This window comes from Pseudanabaena biceps PCC 7429 (genome assembly GCF_000332215.1).
GTDB lineage: Bacteria > Cyanobacteriota > Cyanobacteriia > Pseudanabaenales > Pseudanabaenaceae > Pseudanabaena > Pseudanabaena biceps.
On sequence record NZ_ALWB01000003.1, the window covers coordinates 28,638 to 50,704 of the forward strand.

A 22,067-nucleotide genomic window follows, 5' to 3' on the forward strand; every position below is an offset into this window, starting at 1 on the left:
TATTTTCATATCTAGCTTGCTTCTAGCAACAAAGCCCGATATCCCGCTTGCACAAAATGAAAATCAGCCGTTGCAGCATCAATCAAACTATTCTCTGACATCACCGTAAAAGAAATACAATCCGTCAAACCCCAATCCTTATCTGGTCTAGCACCATAAAGCTCCAAAGCACGACCCAACAACGCCGTATCCACACTAACCACCCGAATATTTGGAGTTTGATAACACTGTTGAATAAATTGAGAAGCAGCACCACGATTCATCGCACTAAAAGCATTACCTACCTCAACCAACACCGCCTCAGTTACCCATACCTCCCCCGCACTGTAAACCCTCGGCAATAGAACCTTTGCTCGATGAATAATAGGTTTACAAAAACTTAGCGATCGCCTATGCGCTTAACCATGAGATGACAAGGCGATCGCCCTTCACCAGATTGCTACAATAAACACAGTTCTAATCAACTGAAATCGCCATGACCATTCAAGAAATCGAACATCAATTTCTCAACATATCACTCGCCGACCGAGCAGCGATCGTCCAACGTCTTACCAAAACCCTAAGCAAAAGCGGCAAAGGAATTACAAAAACAGCAGGCGTTTGTGGGGGCGAAGCTTGCATTGCAGGAACCCGAATAGCAGTTTGGTTACTAGTCGAAGCCCAACAACTTGGCATCACCGAAGCCCAACTACTACAAGACTATCCCCACATCACCGCCGCCGATCTCGTCAACGCATGGACTTATGCCGAAGCCTATCCCGAAGAAATTGCCGCAGTAATCCTTGCAAATAACGAGGCAGCCTAACCAATGGCACGACTATATGCAGACGAACAATTTCCACGGTTAGTCAGCCAACTACTTCGGAATATGGGACATGACGTTCTGACAGTCCAAGAAGCTGGCAATGCAAACTTAGGCATTCCTGACGATCGAGTATTAGCCTTTGCAATTAGCAACAATCGGGCAGTCGTCACCATCAATCGCCTAGACTTTATCAAATTACATCGCGCTAGTTCCGAGCATTTGGGAATTATTATCTGTACCAACGACAGCGATCGCCCTCGCATGGCAACTCGAATTAATGAAGCGATCACTACTCAAGAATCTCTACAAGGTAAACTTATTAGGGTTGTGCGCCCATCAAGTTAGGAACGATCGCCATTAACCAAATTGCGACAATAAAAATAATTCATTTAATTCATTGTTCTTGAATCTTAGTCAAAGAGAAAAATATGCTTGCCATATCTCAACAACCCAGAATGTCCATAAAAGAATATCTTGAATGGGAACCCCAGCAAGATCTCCGCCATGAATATATCAATGGTGAAGTATTTGCCATGACAGGCGGCACACTCGCCCACAATGACATCACCCTCAACCTCTACAGAACCTTATATCCTCAAGTGCGATCGCGTGGATGTCGCATCAACGTCGCCGATGTCAAAGTGCAAGTTACGACCAATAGCCCTTATTACTATCCCGATGTCGTCGTCAGTTGCGATCCTCAAGATATCAACGTCCGTAAATTTATCCAAAGTCCGACCATAATTGCCGAAGTTCTCTCACCTGGAACCAGTGCCAGAGATCGCGGCGAGAAATTTACCAACTATCTCACCATCCCCAGCTTACAAGAGTATATACTCATCAACTCCGACAAAATATCAGTAGAGCGCTACGCACGCGGCGAAGGCAGAATGTGGCTGTATTATCCCTATATTGCTGGCGATACGATTACCTTATCAAGTCTTGAATTTGAGTTTGCGATCAAGCTTCTCTACGAAGGGATTGTATTTTAACTAGAATAGAGAACCCTTAGTCCCAACCTATGACCTTCACATCAGCCCTTGAAAATATAGCTAGATCAACCATCGCCACAAAAATAGGCGAGAAACTCAAAACAGCTAAAAGCATATCCCTATCAGGATTATCACGCTTAGGTAAAGGACTGATTAGCACTCACCTATGCCAACAACAAACCAAACCATTACTCATCGTCACCGCCACCGTCGAAGAAGCCACCCGATGGGCTTTACAACTCCAGTCCATGTCATGGCGCGTCTATCTATATCAACCCCTTGATACATTTCCCTACGAACCAGCCCAAATCGATTTAGAAACCGCTTGGACAAGGATTGAGATATTAGCGGAACTGCTTGCCAAACCACAGCCTAACTTAGCGATCGCTACCACCATTAACGCCCTACAGCCCCATCTACCATCCACTCAAGTCTTCCAAAAACATAGCATCTATCTCAATATCGGCGATTCGCAATCAGTTAAATTACTTGCCGAGGCTCTGGCAAGATTGGGATATGCAGAAGTCAAAGAAGTAAAGGAATCAAAGCAATGGAGCCGTAAAGGATTTAGTTTTGAAGTGTTTCCAGTTAATCGAAATCAACCAGTGCGCCTAAGCTGCAATCGGGGTACTGTTGAGAAAATCAGAGAGTTTGACCCTACTAATCCAAAAAGCTTCACTGACCTATCCAACCTAGCGATCGCCCCTATCGATTTGCATGAGTTTGTTTCTGCTCACAAAGCTACATTACTGCATTACTTACCCAAGAACTTCATTGTCGCTATTGATGAACCAGAACAATGTCAGAGCTATGGCGATCACTGGTACGAAGCTGCCGATGAGCTTTATCAAAATCAATATCCTCAAGCAGATACACTGAAACTGCATTGGGACTTTGCTAAGTGCATGACTGAGATAAAGAAGTTTCAGATGCTTCAACTTACTGAGCGATCGCTTAAACCCAAAGCCAATATTTTTGATTTTACGAGTACTTCTATTCCGATAATTCCCCATCAGTTTGACCAGATTGCGTCTCTCATTCGTGAATATCTCAAATCGGAATATCAAGTCACCCTGATTTCGGCGCAACCTTTGCGCGTGGCAACTTTGCTCAAGGAGTATGACTGCATTGCTAACTTTGTCAGTGATCCTGATGATTTACAGTCCATTGCGCGGATTCAGAAAGCTGGTAAACCCGTCATTTTGAAATATTCGGGACTGATGGAGATGCAAGGCTTTGTTTTGCCTAGTTGCAAGCTTGCCCTCTTGACCGATCGCGAATTATTCGGACAGCAACTATTAGCCGCGCCAACTTTTGTGCATCCCTCACGGATGAATAGGGCTAAGTCAGTTAATCCTGACGAGCTAAATGTTGGTGATTATGTCGTGCATCGTAAGTATGGGATTGGCAAGTTTACGCGCTTTGAAACCATTGAAGTGAAGGGAGAAAAGCAACCGCATTATATCGTTGAGTTTGCTGATGGTAAAACTGCGGTGGCGATCGCGCAGGAAAATGAGAAGATTCTCTCCCGCTATCGCAGTGCTTCTAATAAACCTCCCAAGTTAAACAGCATCGCCAATACAAAAGCATGGGATAACGCGCTGAGCAAATGCCAAAAGGAGATTTACAAGTTAGCAAGGGATTTACTACAACTCTATGTCCGCCGCGCCAATTTAGTCGGCTATGCTTTTCCACCTGATACGGATTGGCAGCAGGAGATGGAAGATTCTTTTCCCTATCAACTTACGCCCGATCAGGTCAAAGCAGTTCAAGATGTGAAGCAAGACATGGAAAGCGATCGCCCAATGGATCGGCTGGTTTGTGGTGATGTCGGCTTTGGTAAAACTGAGGTGGCGGTGAGGGCAATTTTTAAGGCGATTTGTGCGGGTAAGCAAGTGGCTCTGTTAGCTCCCACGACGATTCTGGCGCAACAGCATTTTCATACGCTCCAAACTCGGTTTGCGGCTTATCCTTTCACTGTGGAGATCGTGAATCGGTTTCGCCCTGCGAAGGAGCGCAAGCAGGTTTTACAACATGTTGCGGATGGGAAAGTTCAAGTCATTGTCGGTACACATCAACTGTTGTCTAAGGATGTTGAGTTTCACGATTTGGGTTTGCTGGTGATTGATGAGGAGCAACGCTTTGGGACTTTGCAGAAGGAGAAAATCAAGGCGATGAAGGGGGATGTGGATTTGTTGACTTTAAGTGCAACGCCGATTCCGCGTACTCTCTATGCGGCGCTTTCTGGGGTGCGGGAAATGAGTGTGATTGCGACTCCTCCTCCCTCAAGGCGATCGATTCAAACCCATTTGTCTGCTTACGATGCGTCACTTGTGAAAACAGCAATTCGTCATGAATTAGACCGTGGTGGTCAGGTGTTTTATGTTGTGCCGCGCATTGAGGGGATTGAGGCGATCGCTGATTCTTTGCGGTTGATGTTGCCGAATGTGAGATTAGCGATCGCGCATGGACAGATGCAGGAGTCAGAGTTAGAGGCAGCGATGGTTGCTTTTAATAACAATGAGGCGGATATCTTGCTCTGTACCACGATTATTGAGTCGGGTTTGGATATTCCGCGTGTGAATACGATTGTGATTGAAGATGCTCATAAATTGGGTTTAGCGCAACTTTATCAATTGCGCGGTCGGGTTGGTCGGGCGGGGATTCAGGCTCATGCTTATTTGCTGTATCCGCCTAATCTTGAGTTAACGGATGCAGCGAAAAAAAGATTGGATGCGATTCAGGAATTTAGTCAGCTTGGTTCGGGCTATCAACTAGCGATGCGCGATATGGAGATTCGCGGTTTGGGGGATCTCTTGGGTGAGGAGCAGTCGGGTCAGGCGGATGTGATTGGCTTTGCGCTGTACATGGATTTACTTCAGGAATATATTAATGAGTTGCGCGGAAAGATTTTGCCTGAAGTTGCGGATACTGAGCTTCAGTTGCCGCGTTTGGTGGCTTTCATTCCTGATAGTTACATAGAGGACAATGAGACGAAGATTAATGCTTATTTGACTTTGGCGAAGGTGAAGTCAAAGGAGGAGATTCTCAAGTTGGCGGCGGTTTGGGAGGGGCTGTATGGGGCTTTGCCTGAAGAAACTCAGGTATTGCTCAGGGTGATGGAATTGAAGTTGGTGGCGCGTCAGGTTGGGGTGTTTCGCATTTATTCGTCAGAAGATGGGCGCGATCTGTTTCTGGACTCGAAGCTTACGGATTCGCTTTGGGAGTTGCTTCATGCGAAGATCCCGATTGAGTTCTATTATCGCTTCTCTTTCGAGAAGGGGAGAATTAAGATTACGAGTCTGGCTCTTCTACCTGGGGATAAGCAGGTGCATTTCTTGATTGAGTGGTTAGGGTGTTTTTTGAAGTGAATCTCTATTTGTTTCTGTAACTTAGGCGATCGCTTGCCAGTATTTGGCGTTTACAAATCTTTCCAAATGACCCACATTTGTTGTGGCGACTACGACAATGCGATCGCCCTGTGATTCTGCAATTAGTGATGCTTGCGCGGCAAGGATGACATCTCCATCTAGTGCCTCTGGACTGGCTGTTGGTTTACCTGTCTGTCTCGCTTCTGCCCAAAATTCAGCAGCTTTCAGCATCGTTGCTGTGGTCAGGGGTAAATACTCCAATCTATCTTTTAGCTTATCTAAACGTCTGATACCTGCTAGTTTATTGGCTCTCAGTAATTCGCGCCTAACTTCGTAGTCTGTAATTTCAGGAACAATTAATCTATACCCCTTTGCAACTAATCTCTCTGACCAATAGCGGCATTCTAGGGTAGAGGGAGTGGAGTTGGGGTTTGATAGGATGCCAAGTGGCGCTGAGTCGAGTAAAACAATCATGCGGTCAGGGATAGTGGACGCTCAGTTATCAATTCTTCGCCTAGAGCCTGTTGCAAGTATTCCCATGTCTCTCGCTGTTCATCAGCATCTTCTTCGCGATCCCATTCACTAAAAAGATCGCTCAGTGCTTTTGCCCTTACTGCAATTTCTTCTGGTGTCCTTGTTGGCAATATGTAAACACCTTCAGCATTAATGTAGGGCTGATTGGTAGGGATGGTTGGCTCTGGTTTGACTGTGGTAATTGATGAGTTTGGTTTGCCAAACCATTGCTGTAGCTGCGTAACTACTACTTCAGTAATCACGGCTTTGAGATCTTCTATGGTTAAATCTGTAATTCGTTTTTGTTTCATTTTATACCTCCCTAGGAATCTCAAGCGTTTACTAGCTATATATTACCCTATATAAATCGCTGTTTTGATTTTCAGCAAATTAAGGGAGATCGCCTCAATTCTCAGTGCCTAATAGCATAGGGGCAGAAGGTGAGGTAAAATAAACAATAAAAAATTTGCCAAAATTTCTATTACATACTGATATTTATACTTGATGCTTGAAAGTCAATTGCTTTAGATGACAACTCCTGATAGTAAACCCATCATATTTATTGATACCAGCTTCCTTAAAGGAATAAGTTGGAAAGATCCTCATTGGCAATTGTTACTAGAAAAATCAAAACAAGCAAATATACAGATAGTTATTCCAGAATTAGTTCTAAAAGAGTGGTCTTCACAATGGAGAGATGACATTATTCAAAAAGCTAGACGAGTGAAAGAATCTATAGACACTCTAATCGATACTTGGGATAAAAGCCCAACAACAGGTTATTCTAAGCTTGATGAAAATCCTTATTTTATTGCCAATATTTCTATTGAATCATTTGAGAAAGACATAGACTCCAAAGTAAGCGCTTACTCTAATAAGCTAGTCAGTGATAATAGGTTATATGTTCTCAGTAAACAGCCTCATCATACGGAAGGTGCATTTACAAGATACTTTGATTGGAAGCCACCCTTCAATAATCCATTAAATAGCGAAAAAGGAGTAGAAAATAGAGAAGATACAAAAACACGTATGGCAAGAAAAGAACATTTTCCTGACGCTTGGATTTTAGAGGCTGCACTTGATTTTTCGGAAACCACGGCAAACTTTTATGTTCTTTGTAGAGATAAGCGCTTAAACAATTCGTTTAAAAATGAGTTGGGTATTCAAACATATCACAACGCAAGGGAAGTACTAGATGCCATAGAGCAAAAAGATAAAGAGACAACTCCTTCTCTGCAAGATATACCAGAAATCAAAGATTCTCACGAAAAGAATTCTGATGGAAGCTTAATTCAACTTTTTAATCTAGAATTATTTCAAAGGGTACTAGGCTATATATACTGGTTAGAAGGAGAAAATGCAGTTTCTAAAGACACTTTAATTGAAAGGCTCAAGCAGAAGTATGGCTACACATCTGAGCAGATAAGAAGTACTGCTGATTATCTGAGCCACGTTTCAAAGGTTATTGAAGATACAGGAAACTACTATATAGCTGTCGATATCAAGATGTGTAAAGATGCAGCCAATCAAGTGTTATCTGATGTTTTATCGTTATTAGATGAGGATTGAAAATGATTGATATCAAGACTAGAAAGAATATACTGAGGCAACTCGCCAAAGATGATGGAGATGTTATTCTGACTTCTCTAGAAAAAGAAGCTGGAAAGATAGAAAAGATTCTAAATGAAGTAACTGATTTCAAGACCATTGAAGACTATATTGATTTGCTTGATGCTTTCGCTTATCGCATCCCAGAAAAAGCATTTTCAATTCTTGATTGTCTATTACAAAGATTGGAGACTCTGCAAGTTACTCATGAACCATTTTCTATGATCTCTGAAGATATGGTCTCTCGCTTATATAGCAAAAGTAAACTTGTTAATGCATGTCTCAATTGCTATCGACATATTTGTTACTTCGACATCAAGAAAATATTAATGATTTTTCTGAAGTACAGTAGTAATGAAGATACTAATATTAGAAGACAAGCTGTTGAAGGCATAAATGATATTGCTGGGTATAATTTAGAAGTTTATAAAGTGAGGGGCTTATATGATCATCGAGAAATAATTGATAGAATTGAATCTCTCCTAAATGAAGAGAAAGTAAAGTATTTCAACGGACTAATTGCTGTCTGCATCAATCTTCTTTCTCCTGAATTGAAATCTACAACTTTCAGCTATCCAAACATTACATTTACTACTGCTAGTCATATAGCCAATGATATCCTTGCAGATATACGACAAAGAAGCATTATTTTCTTGGAAAATCTCTATAAACTTGTAGTAAATATAGAAGACAAAAAAGTTATTTTGGGTACTTTACAAAATGCTTGTAGAACTCCTCATAGAGCAAAATACGATAACGAGTTTTATCAAATCATTCGGCAAAACACTGAGTATATTCTTGGAGTCTTAGAAAAGATTGTGGACACTGAAGAAGATTTACAACTTGTCCAAGTAATAGAAGAAGATGCATACTGGCTCTACCGTCATTTTCCTGACCAGACAGTCAGGAATGCGACATGCAAGGTAAAGGCAATCCTAGATACTAAATATGAATATCAGGTTTTTAAAGTACTTATCGGTTTTCGAGGAGTTTTCAATTCTTGGTGTAATGAGGAGAATGATCCTAAGATAGGAGATATAGATGTAGAAAATGAATTCCAAAGTGAAAATCAGAATAGAGAAAAACGGTTGCAAGAATTAATTAATGATGTTCATCCAGAAAATTATGAGCAATGGGAAAAACGTATCATAGCTTGGTCGCAAATCCAGTCTAATGACATGGCTACTTTCCCTTATTTTAGTAGATTTCTTGAAAATATAGGTAAAAATTTGCCAGACTTTACTTTAAGCCTAATCAGAGAACATGACGAGCATTTGGATAGGTTTATGGTTCCAATAATAATAGGTATTTTACAGTCAAATAAAAAAGACGAATTTCAAACATTTACAAAATCATGGCTTGCACAAGAAAAACACTTACAGGTGATGGCAAAAGTATGTGAATATGCAGATTACTTTGACCAAAATCTATTACTAGAAGTTACGGAGATTGCAATAAATTTGCAAGATCGAAGAACACTTTACGAATGCTTATCGGCATTATTTTGCAAGTTAGAACAATATACAAATACAGTTTTCAATACCCTGTTACAGAGAATTTTAAAGGTATTGACAGAGTGTCAAGATAGTCATTGGATTCAAAACTTCTGGTATCGCAATAATCTACAAACTATAATCCAGACAATGGAAGACAAGACAATTGATGATGTATTAAGCAATCTAACCTACTTAGATCGGATAGATTATGTGGGTGAATATATCTTAGCTGCAATTGCTGAATGTAATCCTACAAAAATTCTTGATTTCTTTGGCAAGCGTATCAAATCTATAAGCCAAGAAGAATACAAAAGAGATTATGAACCCGTACCATTCAGTTTTGATCAATTACGCTCTCCCCTAGCCAAAATTCATGAGCTAACAATTAGAATAATAAGGCAATGGTGCATCGATGATAGATCAAGATTATTTTGTCATTTATGTGGAAAATTAATCAGCAATATTTTCCCTGAGTTTGAAGAGAATCTCAAAAATGAGATCCTTAATCTGATACAAGAAGGAGGTGAAGAAGATTATCAGTTTATCCTAGAGATTCTCAAAAACTATCATGAGAACCATAACATATATGATGTTATCACCGAACTTATAAAAAGATTACCAGAAGGTAGAAGAGAACTTAATGAAATCATGATGATTTTACAGAGTACTGGTGTTGTGACTGGTGAGTATGGATTTGTTGAAGCCTATAAAAGGAAAAAAACAGAGATAGAACTTTGGCTTGAAAATGATGATTCTAAAATTAGAGCTTTTGCAGAAGACTACATAGCAATGTTAGATCGTATGATTGACAGTGAAGAGATAATGGCAAAAGAAAGAATTATTTTAATGAAACATCAGCATAGGGAATAAAAGCTTTTGTTCTTTTTTAGATCAAATTTTGTTTTTTTAGATTGCTATTATTAATATCATTCATTACCTTATGCAAAATACTTATAGTTAAAGCTTATATTAATATCTCAAAATGTGGATTAGTAAATACATACATTCTTCAAGTACTAAGTAAAATGTGGGATTTAGTAAATGTTTTATCAATACTCTTGAAGCAATCAATGTATTCACAAACCTAATAAATAAACTCATCATCTATTGCTATATATAAATGGTAAAGCGATCGCTACACTTATCCGTCCTTATGGCATATGCCTGACAACATCGACTACCTCCAAGGCATCATCGAACGCCTCACCTTTCACTCCGAAGAGACAGGCTATACCGTAGCGCGGCTAAAAGTACCCAAAGCTCAAGACCTAATCACCGTAGTCGGTAACTTTGCCAATATCCAAGCAGGACAGACCCTTGCCCTAGAAGGCACATGGCGATCGCATCCTAAGTTTGGTGACCAGTTCCAAGTCACTCAATACCGTGAAACTAAACCCGCCACAATTACAGGAATTGAAAAATATCTGGGCAGTGGACTGATTAAAGGCGTGGGACCAGTCACCGCTAAACGCATCGTCACTCATTTTGGCTTAGATACCCTTGACATCATTGAAAATGAGATTGATCGTCTGATAGAAGTTCCTGGCATTGCCAAGAAACGGGTGAAGATGATTAAAACTGCTTGGGAAACCCAAAAGGCGATTAAGGAGGTCATGGTATTCCTGCAAGGACATGGAGTATCCACCACCTATGCAGTCAAGATTTTTAAGCACTATGGTAATGATTCCATTCAGACTGTTACCGAAAATCCTTATCAACTGGCTACGGATATCTATGGCATTGGTTTCTTTACTGCCGATCAGATCGCTCGGAATATTGGTATTGAAGTTAGTTCAGAGTTTCGCAGCATAGCGGGTATCTTTCACTGTTTAGGGGAAGCTGCTGAAGATGGGCATTGCTATTTACCGCGCCCTGAACTAGAAGAGAAAGCCATCAAACTACTTGCCCTCGAAGATTATCAACCAGATCCTGAAACCATTTCTAAAATTGTTCTCCATCTCTCCGTTAACGATCGCTTAGTGATGCAGGGATTAGAAGGAGAGTTCATCTGCTATAAACCTACTTACTTCCACACGGAACAAAATCTTGCCGAACGGGTTTATCAATTATTGCAACGCAAACATCATCCAGATCCTGAAAGAGTCAATGCTTGGATCGATCGCTACACCACCCAAAGAAATATCCAACTCTCTCCCAAACAACGGGAAGCCGTGGAGATGGCGGCAACTTCGTCAGTGTTAATTCTCACAGGTGGACCAGGGACAGGTAAAACTACTACCACCCGCACGATTGTCGCACTCTGGAAAGCGATGGGTAAGGAAATTGCTCTTGCTTCGCCGACAGGTCGAGCGGCTCAAAGATTACAGGAAGTCACGGGCTGTGAAGCTAAGACAATTCACCGTTTTCTAGAGTTTGATCCGAAATCAATGGGCTTTAAGCGTAATCAGGAATATCCTCTGACGGCTCAGGCGATCGGTATTGATGAAGCATCGATGCTGGATCTGTTTCTGGCCTTTTCTCTGGTGAAGGCGATTCCCTTGGGCGCTCAGCTACTCCTTGTCGGCGATACCGATCAACTTCCCAGTGTGGGTGCGGGCAATGTTCTCCAAGATTTGATTGATTCTCAGCAAGTCCCTGTAATCACGCTCACTGAGGTGTTTCGTCAGGCTCAGGCAAGTCAAATCATCCAGAATGCTCACCGTATCAATACGGGTAAGTTTCCGCAGATGGAAAAAGTCTCTAACCAGCCCCAATCCGATTGCCTATGGCTGGAAATGCCCAATGCTGAAGCGGGTCAACAAGGTATTTGCGACATCATTACCGACTTGTTACCGAGTCTGGGCTTTGACCCTCAGCAAGATATGCAGGTTCTCTGTCCGATGACTAGAGGTGATGTCGGTACGCGCAATCTCAATGCTGTCCTTCAACAGCTACTCAATCCTCCAGAGGCAATTAAGCCTGAAATCAAGTATGGGAATACGATCTTTCGTCTTGGCGATCGCATTATGCAGCAGGTGAATGACTATAACCGTGAGGTTTTTAATGGGGATATTGGTTCGATTACGGGTGTCGATTTGGAGGAGCGGGAAGTCACGGTTGTATTTGGCGATCGGCAAGTGACCTATGATTATGCCGATCTTAATGAGATTGCTCTGGCTAGAGCGACGACAATCCATAAGGCACAGGGCAGCGAATATCCTGTGGTAATCATGCCTCTGTTCATGCAGCATTTTCTGATGCTTTCTCGCAATCTTTTCTACACTGGGCTAACTCGTGCGCGAAAGCTTGCCATTATTGTCGGGGAGTCGAAGGCGATCGGGATGGCGGTCAAACAAGTTAGCGATCGGCATAGATATACTTATCTTGCGAAACGTTTAGCAAAGTTTGCCGCTCCTCAATCTTAAGTGATGACTCTAAGGAGTTTTTCAGACTTGTGGAACACAAAACTTTGCGCTAACCGTCTTACACTATTGGTAAACCTAGCTAGAACTGATTTTATGTCATCCAATAGTTCGACTATGCTATCTACGATCGCGAATGGAGCTTTACGAAGAGTACATCACATTGCTTTGAATGTGCGGGATATGCAAGTCTCTTGTGATTTTTATGGAAGCATTTTGGGACTGCATCAACTCATTGGTGATGAGGTTCCCAGTACTCTAATCGATTTAGTAGCAGCAGGTAAAGTCGCCAATTTTAGAACCCCCGATGGCACAGTTCTCGATTTGTTTTGGGAACCAGAACTTACACCGCCCGATCCTGATCCACAACGACAATTTACTCGTGCTAATCATCTAGCCTTTGATATTGCTCCTGAATTGTTTGAGCAAGCGGTGTCAGTATTGCGATCGCATCAAGTCCAAATTGAGGGTGAGCCTGTTACTCGTCCTACTGGCAGAGGTGTTTATTTTTATGACCCCGATGGATTTCTAATTGAAATACGCTGCGATCCTAGTTGACGCAAAACTTACAGTAGTTCAGCATACTTCAAAAGCTTATGCTGAATGCTTCTAGGTCAGCATAAGCTTTTGATACTTAAGTGAGTTTTGTGTCAATAAATTTTTGCCAAGTCTCGTTGGGTTGCCAGATTTTATGTAAATCCGCGATCGCTTGTCCATGATCGCAATTGAGATGCAAGCGACGATAGAGATAGACCAAAGGCAGAAACGCGCATATTCTTAGCACAATGGACAAAGATTTTTTGATTATTTCAAATCTAAATCAGCAACACCTAGTTTTCTGATTGTAGCAAGGGCGATCGCTATTTTGTACCGTGCATTGGCAAGATGCAAAACTGTCTCATGGTAGCTCATACAGTTTTGGCTTGTGAGTCAATATTTTGTTGCTGTGCTTGAGATCGATGCTGCCAAGCCTGCTCAAATTGTTGGATATCAAATTCGCTTAAATTGGCAAACCCAATTTCCTGCCCCTTAACCTGCAAGATGATCTGGTGATCGCCTCGTAATCTCTCAACTGTCAAAGCATCTCCACTTCGTTGAATACTGTAAGAATTCTTGCCCGTTTCTCCAAAACTGTCAGCCCCTAGATCATTGAGGAGTTGATGGCAGATTGCTGCAACCATCTGAGCGCGATCAATTTTGCCCTGCTCTAGGTTAATGGGGATTTCTGATTTAGTAATATTTTCAGATAGATTTGGTTTGGGTACTTTAAGCGATCGCTGTTTTTCTAACTCAACCACAAGCTCATTTAGAAAACTATCTGATAGACCATTGAGATTCTCCATAGGCTGACTTACCGCATTTCGGTCAGCACTTTGCATCTCTAAAATAATCGAGCGATCGCGTGCTGGTTCGTAACTGACCTGCAAATACTTCTGAAGCCCTCCCCAACTAAACTCTTTGCCTAGCTCATTACCTTGAATGCTGTTACTTCCCAAACTGTAGGAAATACCTTTAATCTTTTTGGTGCGGGTATATTTGACATGAGCATCTACGCCTGAATGTTTTAATTGCTCAATCAACTGGGGCATAGTGATATCTGCTTTTACTTGCTCTCTAATGATTTGTGATATGTGAGATGCCATAGAGGAAATATTAGGGTGTATCCTCTGCTCAGAGACACTTTCTATCCGCTTCAAGATACGCGGTAAGGAATAAGCCTTGCCCACACTGGAGCCTGCCATGCTCACTCCATCAAATTTGTAAGCAATCCCTTTCGGGTTTCCCTTGCGATCGCGGTCAACCCTGACTTCAATCCCTTCAAGATTTAGCTGTTCGATAAAATCTGGTAGTGAATTATTGTTTCCCAAAGTTGCATCTATTTTGTCCGCAAGTTGACGCTTCACAGTAACTTTGCCTGTTTCTAATTCCTTATCAATCTGACTTTTGGTTTGCTCTTGGCGATCGCTCTCCCAACTTGAGGGTACAGCCGCTAGTCCAAAGTCCTGCTCCAATTTGCGGATTACATCTTGGCTGCGCGTCCAATCCCAACTGTCAGAAACCACTGAGCCATCCATCCGCACCCGACTGGTCACGAGATGTATGTGTTCATGATTTTCTTTGTCAGTATGCTTTACAGCCACATATTGATTATTGGTAAATCCCATTTCTTTGAGATATTGGGCGATCGCTGTCTGCCAAGAAGCATTGCTAAGATGCTCTTCAGGACGAAGGCTAAGTGCTACGTGACAAACTACTTGATTCAGCTTTGGACGCAGTTGTCGAGATATTGCAAATTCATTTGCTAGACTACGTGGACTGTCACCATCCATATTCGTATCAATTATTTCTGCCCCAGTTCTGCCCAGTACATAGTATAGACATCCTCGGAAGCCACTTCCTTTGCTAATTTTCCCAATCATCCTCTTTTTCTGCTTTATAGGTTAAACCTGCTATCTCGATAATTTGAGACCTCACACCAAATATCAAACCAATAGCTTGATTGATACGATTAGATAAATCAGTTAGTTCATCAAGTTGGGGTTGCATTGGACTCCCCATCAATAAACTTAGATTTGCATCATGGGCTAACTGGTTAATGTTTGTCCCAATTTTATTCAACTCAAATTTAAGTTCCCCAAGCAGGTGATATGTGTCCCAATCAACTTTGGGCTGTTGAACTGGTAGTGTCTGTGGATCGTAATTATCAGTTGCAAATCGAACAAATTCACTTGGCTTGACCTTCAGTTTACTTGCCTTCTTGTCTAATGAAGCTTTCGCATCTTCAGTCATTCGCACTGTCAGCTTAACGGATAAAGTCATTGCTATTACTCCTAAAGTTTATCCTGCTTAATTGTTGTCGAAAATAGATACAAATCACAAACAAACTGATAAGCCGCAGCTATCAGTTACTCTTACAGTTAATCTTTTCCTACACACTCTTAAATTTTAAAGGATTAATTCTGGATTTAGTTTGTTTTTTTGAATTTCTTTGCTTTTTATCATTTGGCTTGGGGGGATTCCAAAGGGGGTACTCCCCTTTGGCAAGCGTAATGTTGCCGTCGAACAAAAATCAAGCGATAGCGCGATTTCTTGTCCGACAAGCAACATAGCTTGCTACACGCGACGCATACCCATCAAACGACGCAAAATCGTTGTAGCTGCGTCATCGATCCGTACAACTTTGGAATCATTTTAGTACAACTTTGGAATCATTTTGGAACGATAAAAGGTACAGTTTTGGTAAACAAACCGTACAGAATTGTCACTCAATTGGCATAGAATTGTCACTTAAAAAATAATACTTAAGACATAGAAGTTATGGTCTGAGTATAAAAATAATCTAAGACAAGAATTGACTTAATACTTTCTTAGCAAACTAAACTCTGAGATGCTAGACATTGACAGGAATTACGCGGTCGTTAACAAATTGTAAAAATATCATCAAGCAAAGCAACCTAATATTCTTTCGCAATGGTTATGATTGAAAAAAGCAATAAACTGGGAGGTATTAAAACCAATATAGAAATTAATCTGGGTCAAAGATTTCCATGTCGAGGGATTTTTTGACAACAGTTTAGGAATTTACATCCACTAAACAACAGCTAAAAAAATGACTGAAGATCCCTCTCGTTCATCGTTAGCGGACTTAGATACGGATAAACTGGTAGCTTTATCAGAGCGATGGGTCAATGAACCCCAGAAGAAAACCAACCCCAAAACCAAACTCGATATCATCCGAACCTTGGAAAGTGGGATTAGATCTTTAATCGCTTTGGGATACACCTTTGAAGAAGTCAGCAACAAACTGACAAGCGAACTACACATTGCTATCTCTGGTGAGACAGTACGAAAGTATTTACAGAAGATCGATGTGGAAAATAAAAAGGCGGCGGCAAAAGCCAAACGCGATGCTACTAAAGCCGCAAAAGCCTTGGGCGCTCCTGCGCTGTCAGTTTTGCCGTCTGAACCCGCAAAGTTGTCGGATTCGCATCCTATTTCAGCACCTATCAGTCAGAATGTTACTGACGTGACTAGAGACGATCGGACTGTATCTAGCAGAACGAATTCGGATCTAAAACAGACTACTCAGGTTGAGTCTGGCAAGCCCAAAAGTATCGTTCCTAAGTCTGTCCCTATAGACGATGACGACGATGATGACTACTTAGCACAACAGAAAATCTTGAAACACTACAATCGTTACTAGGAGGTAACCTTATGGCAATTATTAACCTGATCGATGGTGAAAAAGGTGGCGTGGGTAAAAGCTGGGTTGCTCGAACCATGCTCCAATACCTCAAGGATCGAGCCATCCCTTTGGCTGGCATTGAAGCGGATCGTAGTAATCCCACTGTTCTCAATATTTACAAAGACAGTAAAGCTGCTTTTTTCTCTGAAAATGAAAAAATGGCGGATGTCCCTGATTCTATTTTTGACTATGCGCTCAAGAAAACTGTCGTCGTCAATTTACCCGCTCAAGCCCATCGCGCTGTATCCCAATGGATTAACACCAAAGGCTTACTAGACTTGGGCAAAGAGCATGGAGTGTCTTTCATCAAGTGGTTCGTCAGTGATGGTGAAAGTGACTCAATCGAGCTATTCATCGAGTCTCTGGAACATTACCAAGGCTACATCACCCATGTGTTTATCAAAAACTGGGGTCGCTGTGATGAATGGGGCTATTTCCATGAGCATGAAGCAATCCAGAAAGCGATCGCCGAATATGGTGTAGCCGTGATTGATTTTCCAAAGTTGGGAGATGGCAGACGCATTGAAATCAATGCTAAACGCCTAACTTTTGAGGAGGCTTCTAACTACTCCGAATTTGGCATCATTGGCAGGAACCAGATCAAAACCTTCCTCAGAGATGCTTACAAAGCCTTCGAGTCCACGAATCTCTTGCCTCAAAACGTCCAGAAAAAAGAAGCAAAATCCTAGTATGAATAGCGATCCTCAACCCAAAACCTATCTGGATATTGCCATCCACGATTACGACCCCACGGTCAAAGCCAAAATTTACGAGATTGTAGCTAAGTCGGGCATTCCCCAGAACGATCCTTACATTGCGATTTTTCTGTCCAATGCTCAGGTTGCAGCTACGGTTGCCACTGCACCCAACCTGCTCCAAAGTGCGTTAGCTAAGGGCTTCGATGTTGGTATCCAGAAGTTCCGTGACTTTCTGGCGACTCTGCGCGAGACTGCGGTGAAAGAACAGGAGGTGGCGATTAGTCAGGCGATCGCGAATATCATCAAAAATAAGCAGCATCAGGAATCCCAAGGTTATTGGCGAGCGATTAGCTTGCCCTTCATTGGTTTCTGTGCGGGGATGCTGATGATTGGCTTAGCGGCAGGGCTGGTTTCGGGCTTGGCGATCGCTAAAGTACTGTCTCCTCAAGCTAACCTCAATCCCCAATCAGTCAAGGATTTGGATTGGTTAGCGAGTGATGATGGCAAGCTAGCAAGGAATCTCGTGGACTGGAATCGAGACATTTTAAAAACCTGTCTGCAAGACCAACAAAATCTTAAGGATGCTTTGATTATTCTCAAGGGTAAGTACGTTACTAAAGGTTTATGCGCTCTTTGGGTATTGCCTGAAAGCCAGAGGGTCTATGAAGATCGGGAATATCGACGTGGATTTTGATTGCGACTATCATTAATCGAAAAAACACAATAGCCAATTCCTTGGTTATTGTGTTTTTTTGATTAACGATCGGGTTTTGCAGGTATGGGGCTGAAACCTAGACAGTATATGAAGATTTGGGAATATCGGTATTGATTTTGACTGCATCGATTTTTAATCGAAAAAAACACAATAGCCAATTCCTTGGTTATTGTGTTTTTAAAATCAACTGAAAGTTTGTAATTTCGGGGTATGAACCTGAAACCTAGACAGTATATGAAGATCAGCGTTAATTTTGTTCCGCAGATCGCTAGTCGAAAAAAACACTATAGCTAATAAATTGATTAATTTATTTCTAAAAGTTAGTAATATTTACCCTAAAAATGAGCCCTGTCGCGGACTACTTAACTTTTGTATTTGAAATCAGTAGATCTAAGGCTTGTCCCGTTGCTTCCATATTTTCGGATGGGATGACGGCTTGCTGCTTAATTTTTTTGGATTTTGGTGACCTTGGCTTCAGCCGATTGCGATCGCTGTTTTCGATTCGACCTCGCTTCCTGATCTCATATCCATGTCTCAGTAACGTGGCTCGAATCGTGGAATCGCTGAGCCCGAAGGCTTCTCCCACCTCTTCTAGGCTCATCGGTTTGCTATACAACTCCCAGTATTTCTGGGCGAGTGCTTGTTCTTCTTTGAAGGCGGCGGCTTTTTCTCTGAGGGCGATTGCAGAAATGTCGATTCCCGCTCGGACAATGACTCTTTCGATGGTTTTGCCTGACAGGTTAAATAGCTTACCCACTTCCTCAAAGTCCAATCCGCCTTCATTTACCAGTTGCCAATATTCTTTGGCGCGGTTGTAGTTCTTGAGTCGCTTGAGCTTTTGGTCGTCTTCGCGTTTCTGCCTGATCCTTATCAAGATCTGACGGCGTTCTTTTTGTTTGGGTGTTAGCTTTGGTGTGGGTAAGCCTGCGATGCCTCCTAGCTTGTGTTTTAGCTTAAAGGTGGGACGATTTTTGGAGTCTACGCTTTGCCTAATTGGGTAGCCATTGCGCTTTAGCTCCCGCAGGATAATCGGGTGGGAGACTCCAAATAGCTCTGCGGTTTCTCTTAGGCTTAGTTGGTGATCGTTATAGGCTTTGTGGAACTGGGCGGCGCGGTTGGCGGAGGTGACTAAATCAATCCCTCGACGGATGGTGATGCCATGCTTTTCTAGGACTTTGTTGAGGGTCCTAGCTGAGATATTGAGCTTTTGAACTACGGCTGTCCTTGTTAAGCCTGATTGATATAGAGCGATCGCCTGTTCTTCTTTTGACATCCTCGTATGGCTCATACGGGCATGTTTGGGTCTAAATTCACTAAACCCTGATGCGACCATCGCGTGATATACCGTCGAAACCGATACCTGATAGTGGGTTGCAATATCCCGAATCGGGTAGTTTTGTTCTTTGTACAGCTTGATATACTCCGATACATCGGGCATAACTCTAGGAATTCTTGCCTTTGAAGTCTTTGCTTTTGGGCTTTTCTCCTTGTCTGCTTTTTGATTTTCCATGGACTAGCTCTCAATATTCAGGGGCATTTTTGATGGTTTACGATATCTATATGTCGAAAATATATATAAAAGGGTAGAATTTAATAAAAGTATTCCCAAAAATTAGTTTTTTCTACTATGCTTTATTAAATTAATTTCGCCTGAAACAACACAGATTCTCACCTACATTTTGAAATTATCCTCCTATCGGGTGTTGCAGCCGAGCCGATTTCTTATGTCATAAAACGTTAGATTTAACGTTTTGTACCAAAACTGTAGTTTTTTTATTTAACATTAAAGATGAAATCAACAACTTTAGATCTGCATTCTTTCTCTGATTTAGTTTACCGTGAATGGGTTGATGGCAGCGCTGTAGAGCCCGAACTCTTTACCGCTAACGTGGAAATTATAGCAGATGAAATTATTGAAAGTGGGGGTGAAGTCAGCTACCCCATCCATGAGGCTCTAAATTGGTGTCCTGCTAAGTGGCGTACTGTCTGGCAGTCTGGTAAACAACAGCGTCCAGAGCTGTTTGGAGCGCTCATTCATTCTTGGAATCCCATGCGCGACCAGTCTGAAGTATTCCAAGTCAAGCTTAGCAATCCTCTAATCGATCATAAAAAGGGGAAACCCCGCAAGTATGAGAATCCTGCTAAACGCGGACAGGTCGGTGGTTTTGCGGTAGTTACTCAGGCAATTTGGCAAAAGGTAGCCGATCGCTATGGTCTGGTGGTTGATTTCTCGGCTTTACCTGATTCTGTTAATTTTTGGTCTTGGGTAGCTGCTAATCCTCAAATTCCGATCTTCATCTGTGAGGGTATGAAAAAGGCTTGCTGCTTGTTGTCTCAGGGTTATGTGGCGATCGCTTTGAGTGGGATTACGATGGGGCGGATACAAGGGGCAGATGGCAAGTTGGCTTTGCAAACCTATCTGGCTAAGTTTGCTACTCCCAAGCGGCAGGTCTGCTTCTGCTTTGATGCCGAAACTAAGGAGAAAACTAAGCATGATGTCTTTCTTGCTACGGTCAAGACTGGCAAGCTATTTGCGGATGCTGATTGTCTCGTCAAAGTACTCGAGCTGCCTTTGCTAGAAGGTACTGATAAAACTGGGGTTGATGATTTTATCGTTGAGCGCGGTATTGATGCTTTTCATCAGGTATATGCGAATGCTATTTCTCTCAATACCTATGCTTGGGAGCATCAGCAAGATAGCCAGCTTACGTTTAAGCCTTCTAGAAATCTATCCATGGACGTTTTATTTCAATTAGATCGATATGAAATCCCCGATTACATTCCCAAAACTGGGATTGTGGCGCTGCAATCGGCTAAGGGGACTGGGAAAACTAAAGCAATTGCAGCGATCGTGGCGGGGACAGATAAGTTGGCTTTGCTCGGTCATCGAGTCAGTTTGGTTCGCAATCTATGTAAGGTGATGAATGCGGATTTCAAAGGCGATCTCGATATGGCTGATGGACAGTTTATTACGGATTCGGCTTATTCTGCTCGTGTTGGAGCCTGTGTCGATAGCTTGCTTGCTTTCGATCCCCGTCAGTTTGTGGATTGCGATCTCGTCATTGATGAGGTGGAGCAAGTACTCCGACATTTGATTTCAGGTTCGACCTGTAATAAGGATGGAAAACGTTCTGCGCTGCTTGCCCGTTTGCATATTTTAGTAAAAGTCGCCAGACGGGTAATTGTTGCCGATGCCGATCTCTCCGATATTAGTTTGAACTATCTCCAAGCTTTGCGTGGGGACGGTTCTGATGTCTTTTTGATTAAGAACGAATTTCAACCCGAAGGCTATCCCGCTCGGTTCATTGTGGCAAATAACGATGTGCCGATTATTCAGGAATTACTAGCGGATGTGACCAAAGGCAATCGGGTTTTTGTGGCGACGGATAGCAAGTCTAGTAGTAAGGCGATCGCTAAGTTGGTTGAGAAAATTAGGGCGATTCGTCCCAAGATTAGGGTCTTGCTTTTTAATTCTGATACCAGTGGCGGTCGCCATGAAACGGATTTTATGAGCAATATCAATAAGCGGGTGTTCAACTACGATGTGATCATTGCCACGCCTTCAATGAGTACGGGTGTTTCGATTGAGGTCAAGCGCTTTCATAAGGTCTATGGTTTGTTCTATGGTACGGTTACCGATGCGGATGCGAGTCAGGCTTTGTCTCGGGTTAGGGATAATGTCCCGCGTACTGTTTGGTGTGCCGAACGTGGGATTAATTTCTGCAAAATTGATCGGTCTTCTTCGCCGATGCATCTCAAAAATACTCTCAGGAATCGCTGGGATCGGGAGGTGAGCCTCATTCGGGCGGGCTTAGGCGATTTTAATTTGCCAGTAGATAGTGTTTCTTTGGACAATCCGCACATTGACCTTTGGGCGAGTGTGGAGGCGAGAACCAATGCAGCGATGTGGGCTTTGCGAGACTATTTGCTCGAACGCCTTGTGTTTGAGGGCAATCAAGTTACGGTCGTGACGATCGGTAATGATGATTCTGGGAAGTCGATTAAGGAGGCGCTAGCTCAAACGAGGCAGGAGCGTTACCAAGCTGTCTCTAGGGCAAAAATCCTATCTCCCGCCGAACAGAAAAATTTAATCTCAAATGAGTCTCAGTCGTATCAAGATTTACTGGATCTCGAAAAAACGGCGATCGCCAAGTTTTATTGTCTCTAGAAGTTACGCATTGACAAAAGGGAGAAAATAGGCATTGAGTTAGCCAGCAATAGCCATAGCAAAAATGAGGGAAATCAGCAAACCATCAACGGC

General features: G+C 42.3%; 19 protein-coding genes. 12 read left to right on the forward strand and 7 right to left on the reverse strand.

What is annotated here, in order from left to right; genetic code table 11:
• Nucleotides 1–11: 11 nt before the first annotated feature.
• Nucleotides 12–341: a type II toxin-antitoxin system VapC family toxin gene (locus PSE7429_RS00705; RefSeq protein ID WP_009625109.1), complete on the reverse strand. Its 330-nt coding sequence runs from the start codon at nucleotides 339–341 to the stop codon at nucleotides 12–14.
• Nucleotides 342–475: 134 nt separating this feature from the next.
• On the opposite strand from PSE7429_RS00705, the gene PSE7429_RS00710 reads away from it, so the two are divergent.
• The 4 genes from PSE7429_RS00710 (at nucleotide 476) to mfd (ending at nucleotide 5,168) form a co-directional block, all read left to right on the forward strand.
• Nucleotides 476–805: a DUF433 domain-containing protein gene (locus tag PSE7429_RS00710; protein WP_009625110.1), complete on the forward strand. Its 330-nt coding sequence runs from the start codon at nucleotides 476–478 to the stop codon at nucleotides 803–805.
• 3 nt (nucleotides 806–808) lie between these two features.
• On the forward strand, nucleotides 809–1,150 hold the full coding sequence (locus PSE7429_RS00715) for a DUF5615 family PIN-like protein (protein ID WP_009625111.1): 342 nt from the start codon (nucleotides 809–811) through the stop codon (nucleotides 1,148–1,150).
• Between the two features lie 83 nt (nucleotides 1,151–1,233).
• Nucleotides 1,234–1,797 (forward strand): Uma2 family endonuclease, encoded by a 564-nt coding sequence (locus tag PSE7429_RS00720; protein ID WP_009625112.1) that lies wholly within the window; start codon nucleotides 1,234–1,236, stop codon nucleotides 1,795–1,797.
• Nucleotides 1,798–1,826: 29 nt separating this feature from the next.
• A complete protein-coding gene (mfd, locus tag PSE7429_RS00725; RefSeq protein WP_009625113.1) occupies nucleotides 1,827–5,168 on the forward strand; it encodes a transcription-repair coupling factor in 3,342 nt (1,113 codons plus the stop codon).
• A 21-nt stretch (nucleotides 5,169–5,189) separates the two neighbouring features.
• Here the strand turns inward: mfd and PSE7429_RS00730 are convergent, their stop codons facing one another.
• Together PSE7429_RS00730 and PSE7429_RS00735 are read right to left on the reverse strand one after the other, a co-directional pair.
• Nucleotides 5,190–5,642 (reverse strand): type II toxin-antitoxin system VapC family toxin, encoded by a 453-nt coding sequence (locus tag PSE7429_RS00730; RefSeq protein ID WP_009625114.1) that lies wholly within the window; start codon nucleotides 5,640–5,642, stop codon nucleotides 5,190–5,192.
• Nucleotides 5,639–5,992, reverse strand: a complete 354-nt coding sequence (locus tag PSE7429_RS00735; protein ID WP_009625115.1) for a hypothetical protein — start codon at nucleotides 5,990–5,992, stop codon at nucleotides 5,639–5,641. Before PSE7429_RS00735 ends, PSE7429_RS00730 begins: the two co-directional genes overlap by 4 nt.
• A gap of 217 nt (nucleotides 5,993–6,209) precedes the next feature.
• On the opposite strand from PSE7429_RS00735, the gene PSE7429_RS00740 reads away from it, so the two are divergent.
• The 4 genes from PSE7429_RS00740 (at nucleotide 6,210) to PSE7429_RS00755 (ending at nucleotide 12,705) form a co-directional block, all read left to right on the forward strand.
• Nucleotides 6,210–7,250, forward strand: coding sequence for a PIN domain-containing protein (locus PSE7429_RS00740; protein WP_009625116.1), 1,041 nt, complete (start codon nucleotides 6,210–6,212; stop codon nucleotides 7,248–7,250).
• A gap of 2 nt (nucleotides 7,251–7,252) precedes the next feature.
• Nucleotides 7,253–9,655: a hypothetical protein gene (locus PSE7429_RS00745; RefSeq protein ID WP_009625117.1), complete on the forward strand. Its 2,403-nt coding sequence runs from the start codon at nucleotides 7,253–7,255 to the stop codon at nucleotides 9,653–9,655.
• 290 nt (nucleotides 9,656–9,945) lie between these two features.
• The gene (gene recD2 / locus PSE7429_RS00750; RefSeq protein ID WP_009625118.1) at nucleotides 9,946–12,150 is read left to right on the forward strand and encodes an SF1B family DNA helicase RecD2; all 2,205 of its coding nucleotides are present in this window, start codon (nucleotides 9,946–9,948) and stop codon (nucleotides 12,148–12,150) included.
• A 114-nt stretch (nucleotides 12,151–12,264) separates the two neighbouring features.
• Nucleotides 12,265–12,705, forward strand: a complete 441-nt coding sequence (locus PSE7429_RS00755; RefSeq protein ID WP_009625119.1) for a VOC family protein — start codon at nucleotides 12,265–12,267, stop codon at nucleotides 12,703–12,705.
• A 76-nt stretch (nucleotides 12,706–12,781) separates the two neighbouring features.
• Here the strand turns inward: PSE7429_RS00755 and PSE7429_RS24965 are convergent, their stop codons facing one another.
• The 3 genes from PSE7429_RS24965 to mobC form a co-directional block, all read right to left on the reverse strand.
• A complete protein-coding gene (locus PSE7429_RS24965; RefSeq protein WP_193789114.1) occupies nucleotides 12,782–12,940 on the reverse strand; it encodes a protein-tyrosine phosphatase family protein in 159 nt (52 codons plus the stop codon).
• A gap of 115 nt (nucleotides 12,941–13,055) precedes the next feature.
• The gene (locus tag PSE7429_RS23180; RefSeq protein ID WP_009625121.1) at nucleotides 13,056–14,567 is read right to left on the reverse strand and encodes a relaxase/mobilization nuclease domain-containing protein; all 1,512 of its coding nucleotides are present in this window, start codon (nucleotides 14,565–14,567) and stop codon (nucleotides 13,056–13,058) included.
• Nucleotides 14,551–14,967: a plasmid mobilization relaxosome protein MobC gene (mobC, locus tag PSE7429_RS00770; RefSeq protein WP_009625122.1), complete on the reverse strand. Its 417-nt coding sequence runs from the start codon at nucleotides 14,965–14,967 to the stop codon at nucleotides 14,551–14,553. Before mobC ends, PSE7429_RS23180 begins: the two co-directional genes overlap by 17 nt.
• A 790-nt stretch (nucleotides 14,968–15,757) precedes the next feature.
• Between mobC and PSE7429_RS00775 the strand changes: the two genes are divergently transcribed.
• The 3 genes from PSE7429_RS00775 to PSE7429_RS00785 are packed head-to-tail and all read left to right on the forward strand — an operon-like array spanning nucleotide 15,758 to nucleotide 17,785.
• Nucleotides 15,758–16,351, forward strand: a complete 594-nt coding sequence (locus PSE7429_RS00775) for a hypothetical protein (protein WP_009625123.1) — start codon at nucleotides 15,758–15,760, stop codon at nucleotides 16,349–16,351.
• A gap of 11 nt (nucleotides 16,352–16,362) precedes the next feature.
• Nucleotides 16,363–17,082 carry a P-loop NTPase family protein gene (locus tag PSE7429_RS00780; RefSeq protein WP_009625124.1) on the forward strand — a complete coding sequence of 240 codons (720 nt, stop codon included), beginning with the start codon at nucleotides 16,363–16,365 and terminating at the stop codon, nucleotides 17,080–17,082.
• Nucleotide 17,083: 1 nt separating this feature from the next.
• Nucleotides 17,084–17,785 carry a DUF6753 family protein gene (locus tag PSE7429_RS00785; protein ID WP_009625125.1) on the forward strand — a complete coding sequence of 234 codons (702 nt, stop codon included), beginning with the start codon at nucleotides 17,084–17,086 and terminating at the stop codon, nucleotides 17,783–17,785.
• A gap of 379 nt (nucleotides 17,786–18,164) precedes the next feature.
• Here PSE7429_RS00785 and PSE7429_RS00790 read toward each other — a convergent pair whose 3' ends face one another.
• On the reverse strand, nucleotides 18,165–19,316 hold the full coding sequence (locus PSE7429_RS00790; protein WP_009625126.1) for a COG3415 family protein: 1,152 nt from the start codon (nucleotides 19,314–19,316) through the stop codon (nucleotides 18,165–18,167).
• A gap of 279 nt (nucleotides 19,317–19,595) precedes the next feature.
• On the opposite strand from PSE7429_RS00790, the gene PSE7429_RS00795 reads away from it, so the two are divergent.
• Entirely contained in the window at nucleotides 19,596–21,974 is a 2,379-nt protein-coding gene (locus PSE7429_RS00795) for a plasmid replication protein, CyRepA1 family (protein ID WP_009625127.1), read from the forward strand.
• Nucleotides 21,975–22,067 lie beyond the last annotated feature (93 nt).

Coding starts and splice junctions, on each gene's coding strand:
- PSE7429_RS00710 (WP_009625110.1), top strand. CDS start 476: ATGACCATTCAAGAAATCGAACATCAATTTCTCAACATATCACTCGCC.
- PSE7429_RS00715 (WP_009625111.1), top strand. CDS start 809: ATGGCACGACTATATGCAGACGAACAATTTCCACGGTTAGTCAGCCAA.
- PSE7429_RS00720 (WP_009625112.1), top strand. CDS start 1,234: ATGCTTGCCATATCTCAACAACCCAGAATGTCCATAAAAGAATATCTT.
- mfd (WP_009625113.1), top strand. CDS start 1,827: ATGACCTTCACATCAGCCCTTGAAAATATAGCTAGATCAACCATCGCC.
- PSE7429_RS00730 (WP_009625114.1), bottom strand. CDS start 5,642: ATGATTGTTTTACTCGACTCAGCGCCACTTGGCATCCTATCAAACCCC.
- PSE7429_RS00735 (WP_009625115.1), bottom strand. CDS start 5,992: ATGAAACAAAAACGAATTACAGATTTAACCATAGAAGATCTCAAAGCC.
- PSE7429_RS00740 (WP_009625116.1), top strand. CDS start 6,210: ATGACAACTCCTGATAGTAAACCCATCATATTTATTGATACCAGCTTC.
- PSE7429_RS00745 (WP_009625117.1), top strand. CDS start 7,253: ATGATTGATATCAAGACTAGAAAGAATATACTGAGGCAACTCGCCAAA.
- recD2 (WP_009625118.1), top strand. CDS start 9,946: ATGCCTGACAACATCGACTACCTCCAAGGCATCATCGAACGCCTCACC.
- PSE7429_RS00755 (WP_009625119.1), top strand. CDS start 12,265: ATGCTATCTACGATCGCGAATGGAGCTTTACGAAGAGTACATCACATT.
- PSE7429_RS23180 (WP_009625121.1), bottom strand. CDS start 14,567: ATGATTGGGAAAATTAGCAAAGGAAGTGGCTTCCGAGGATGTCTATAC.
- mobC (WP_009625122.1), bottom strand. CDS start 14,967: ATGACTTTATCCGTTAAGCTGACAGTGCGAATGACTGAAGATGCGAAA.
- PSE7429_RS00775 (WP_009625123.1), top strand. CDS start 15,758: ATGACTGAAGATCCCTCTCGTTCATCGTTAGCGGACTTAGATACGGAT.
- PSE7429_RS00780 (WP_009625124.1), top strand. CDS start 16,363: ATGGCAATTATTAACCTGATCGATGGTGAAAAAGGTGGCGTGGGTAAA.
- PSE7429_RS00785 (WP_009625125.1), top strand. CDS start 17,084: ATGAATAGCGATCCTCAACCCAAAACCTATCTGGATATTGCCATCCAC.
- PSE7429_RS00790 (WP_009625126.1), bottom strand. CDS start 19,316: ATGGAAAATCAAAAAGCAGACAAGGAGAAAAGCCCAAAAGCAAAGACT.
- PSE7429_RS00795 (WP_009625127.1), top strand. CDS start 19,596: ATGAAATCAACAACTTTAGATCTGCATTCTTTCTCTGATTTAGTTTAC.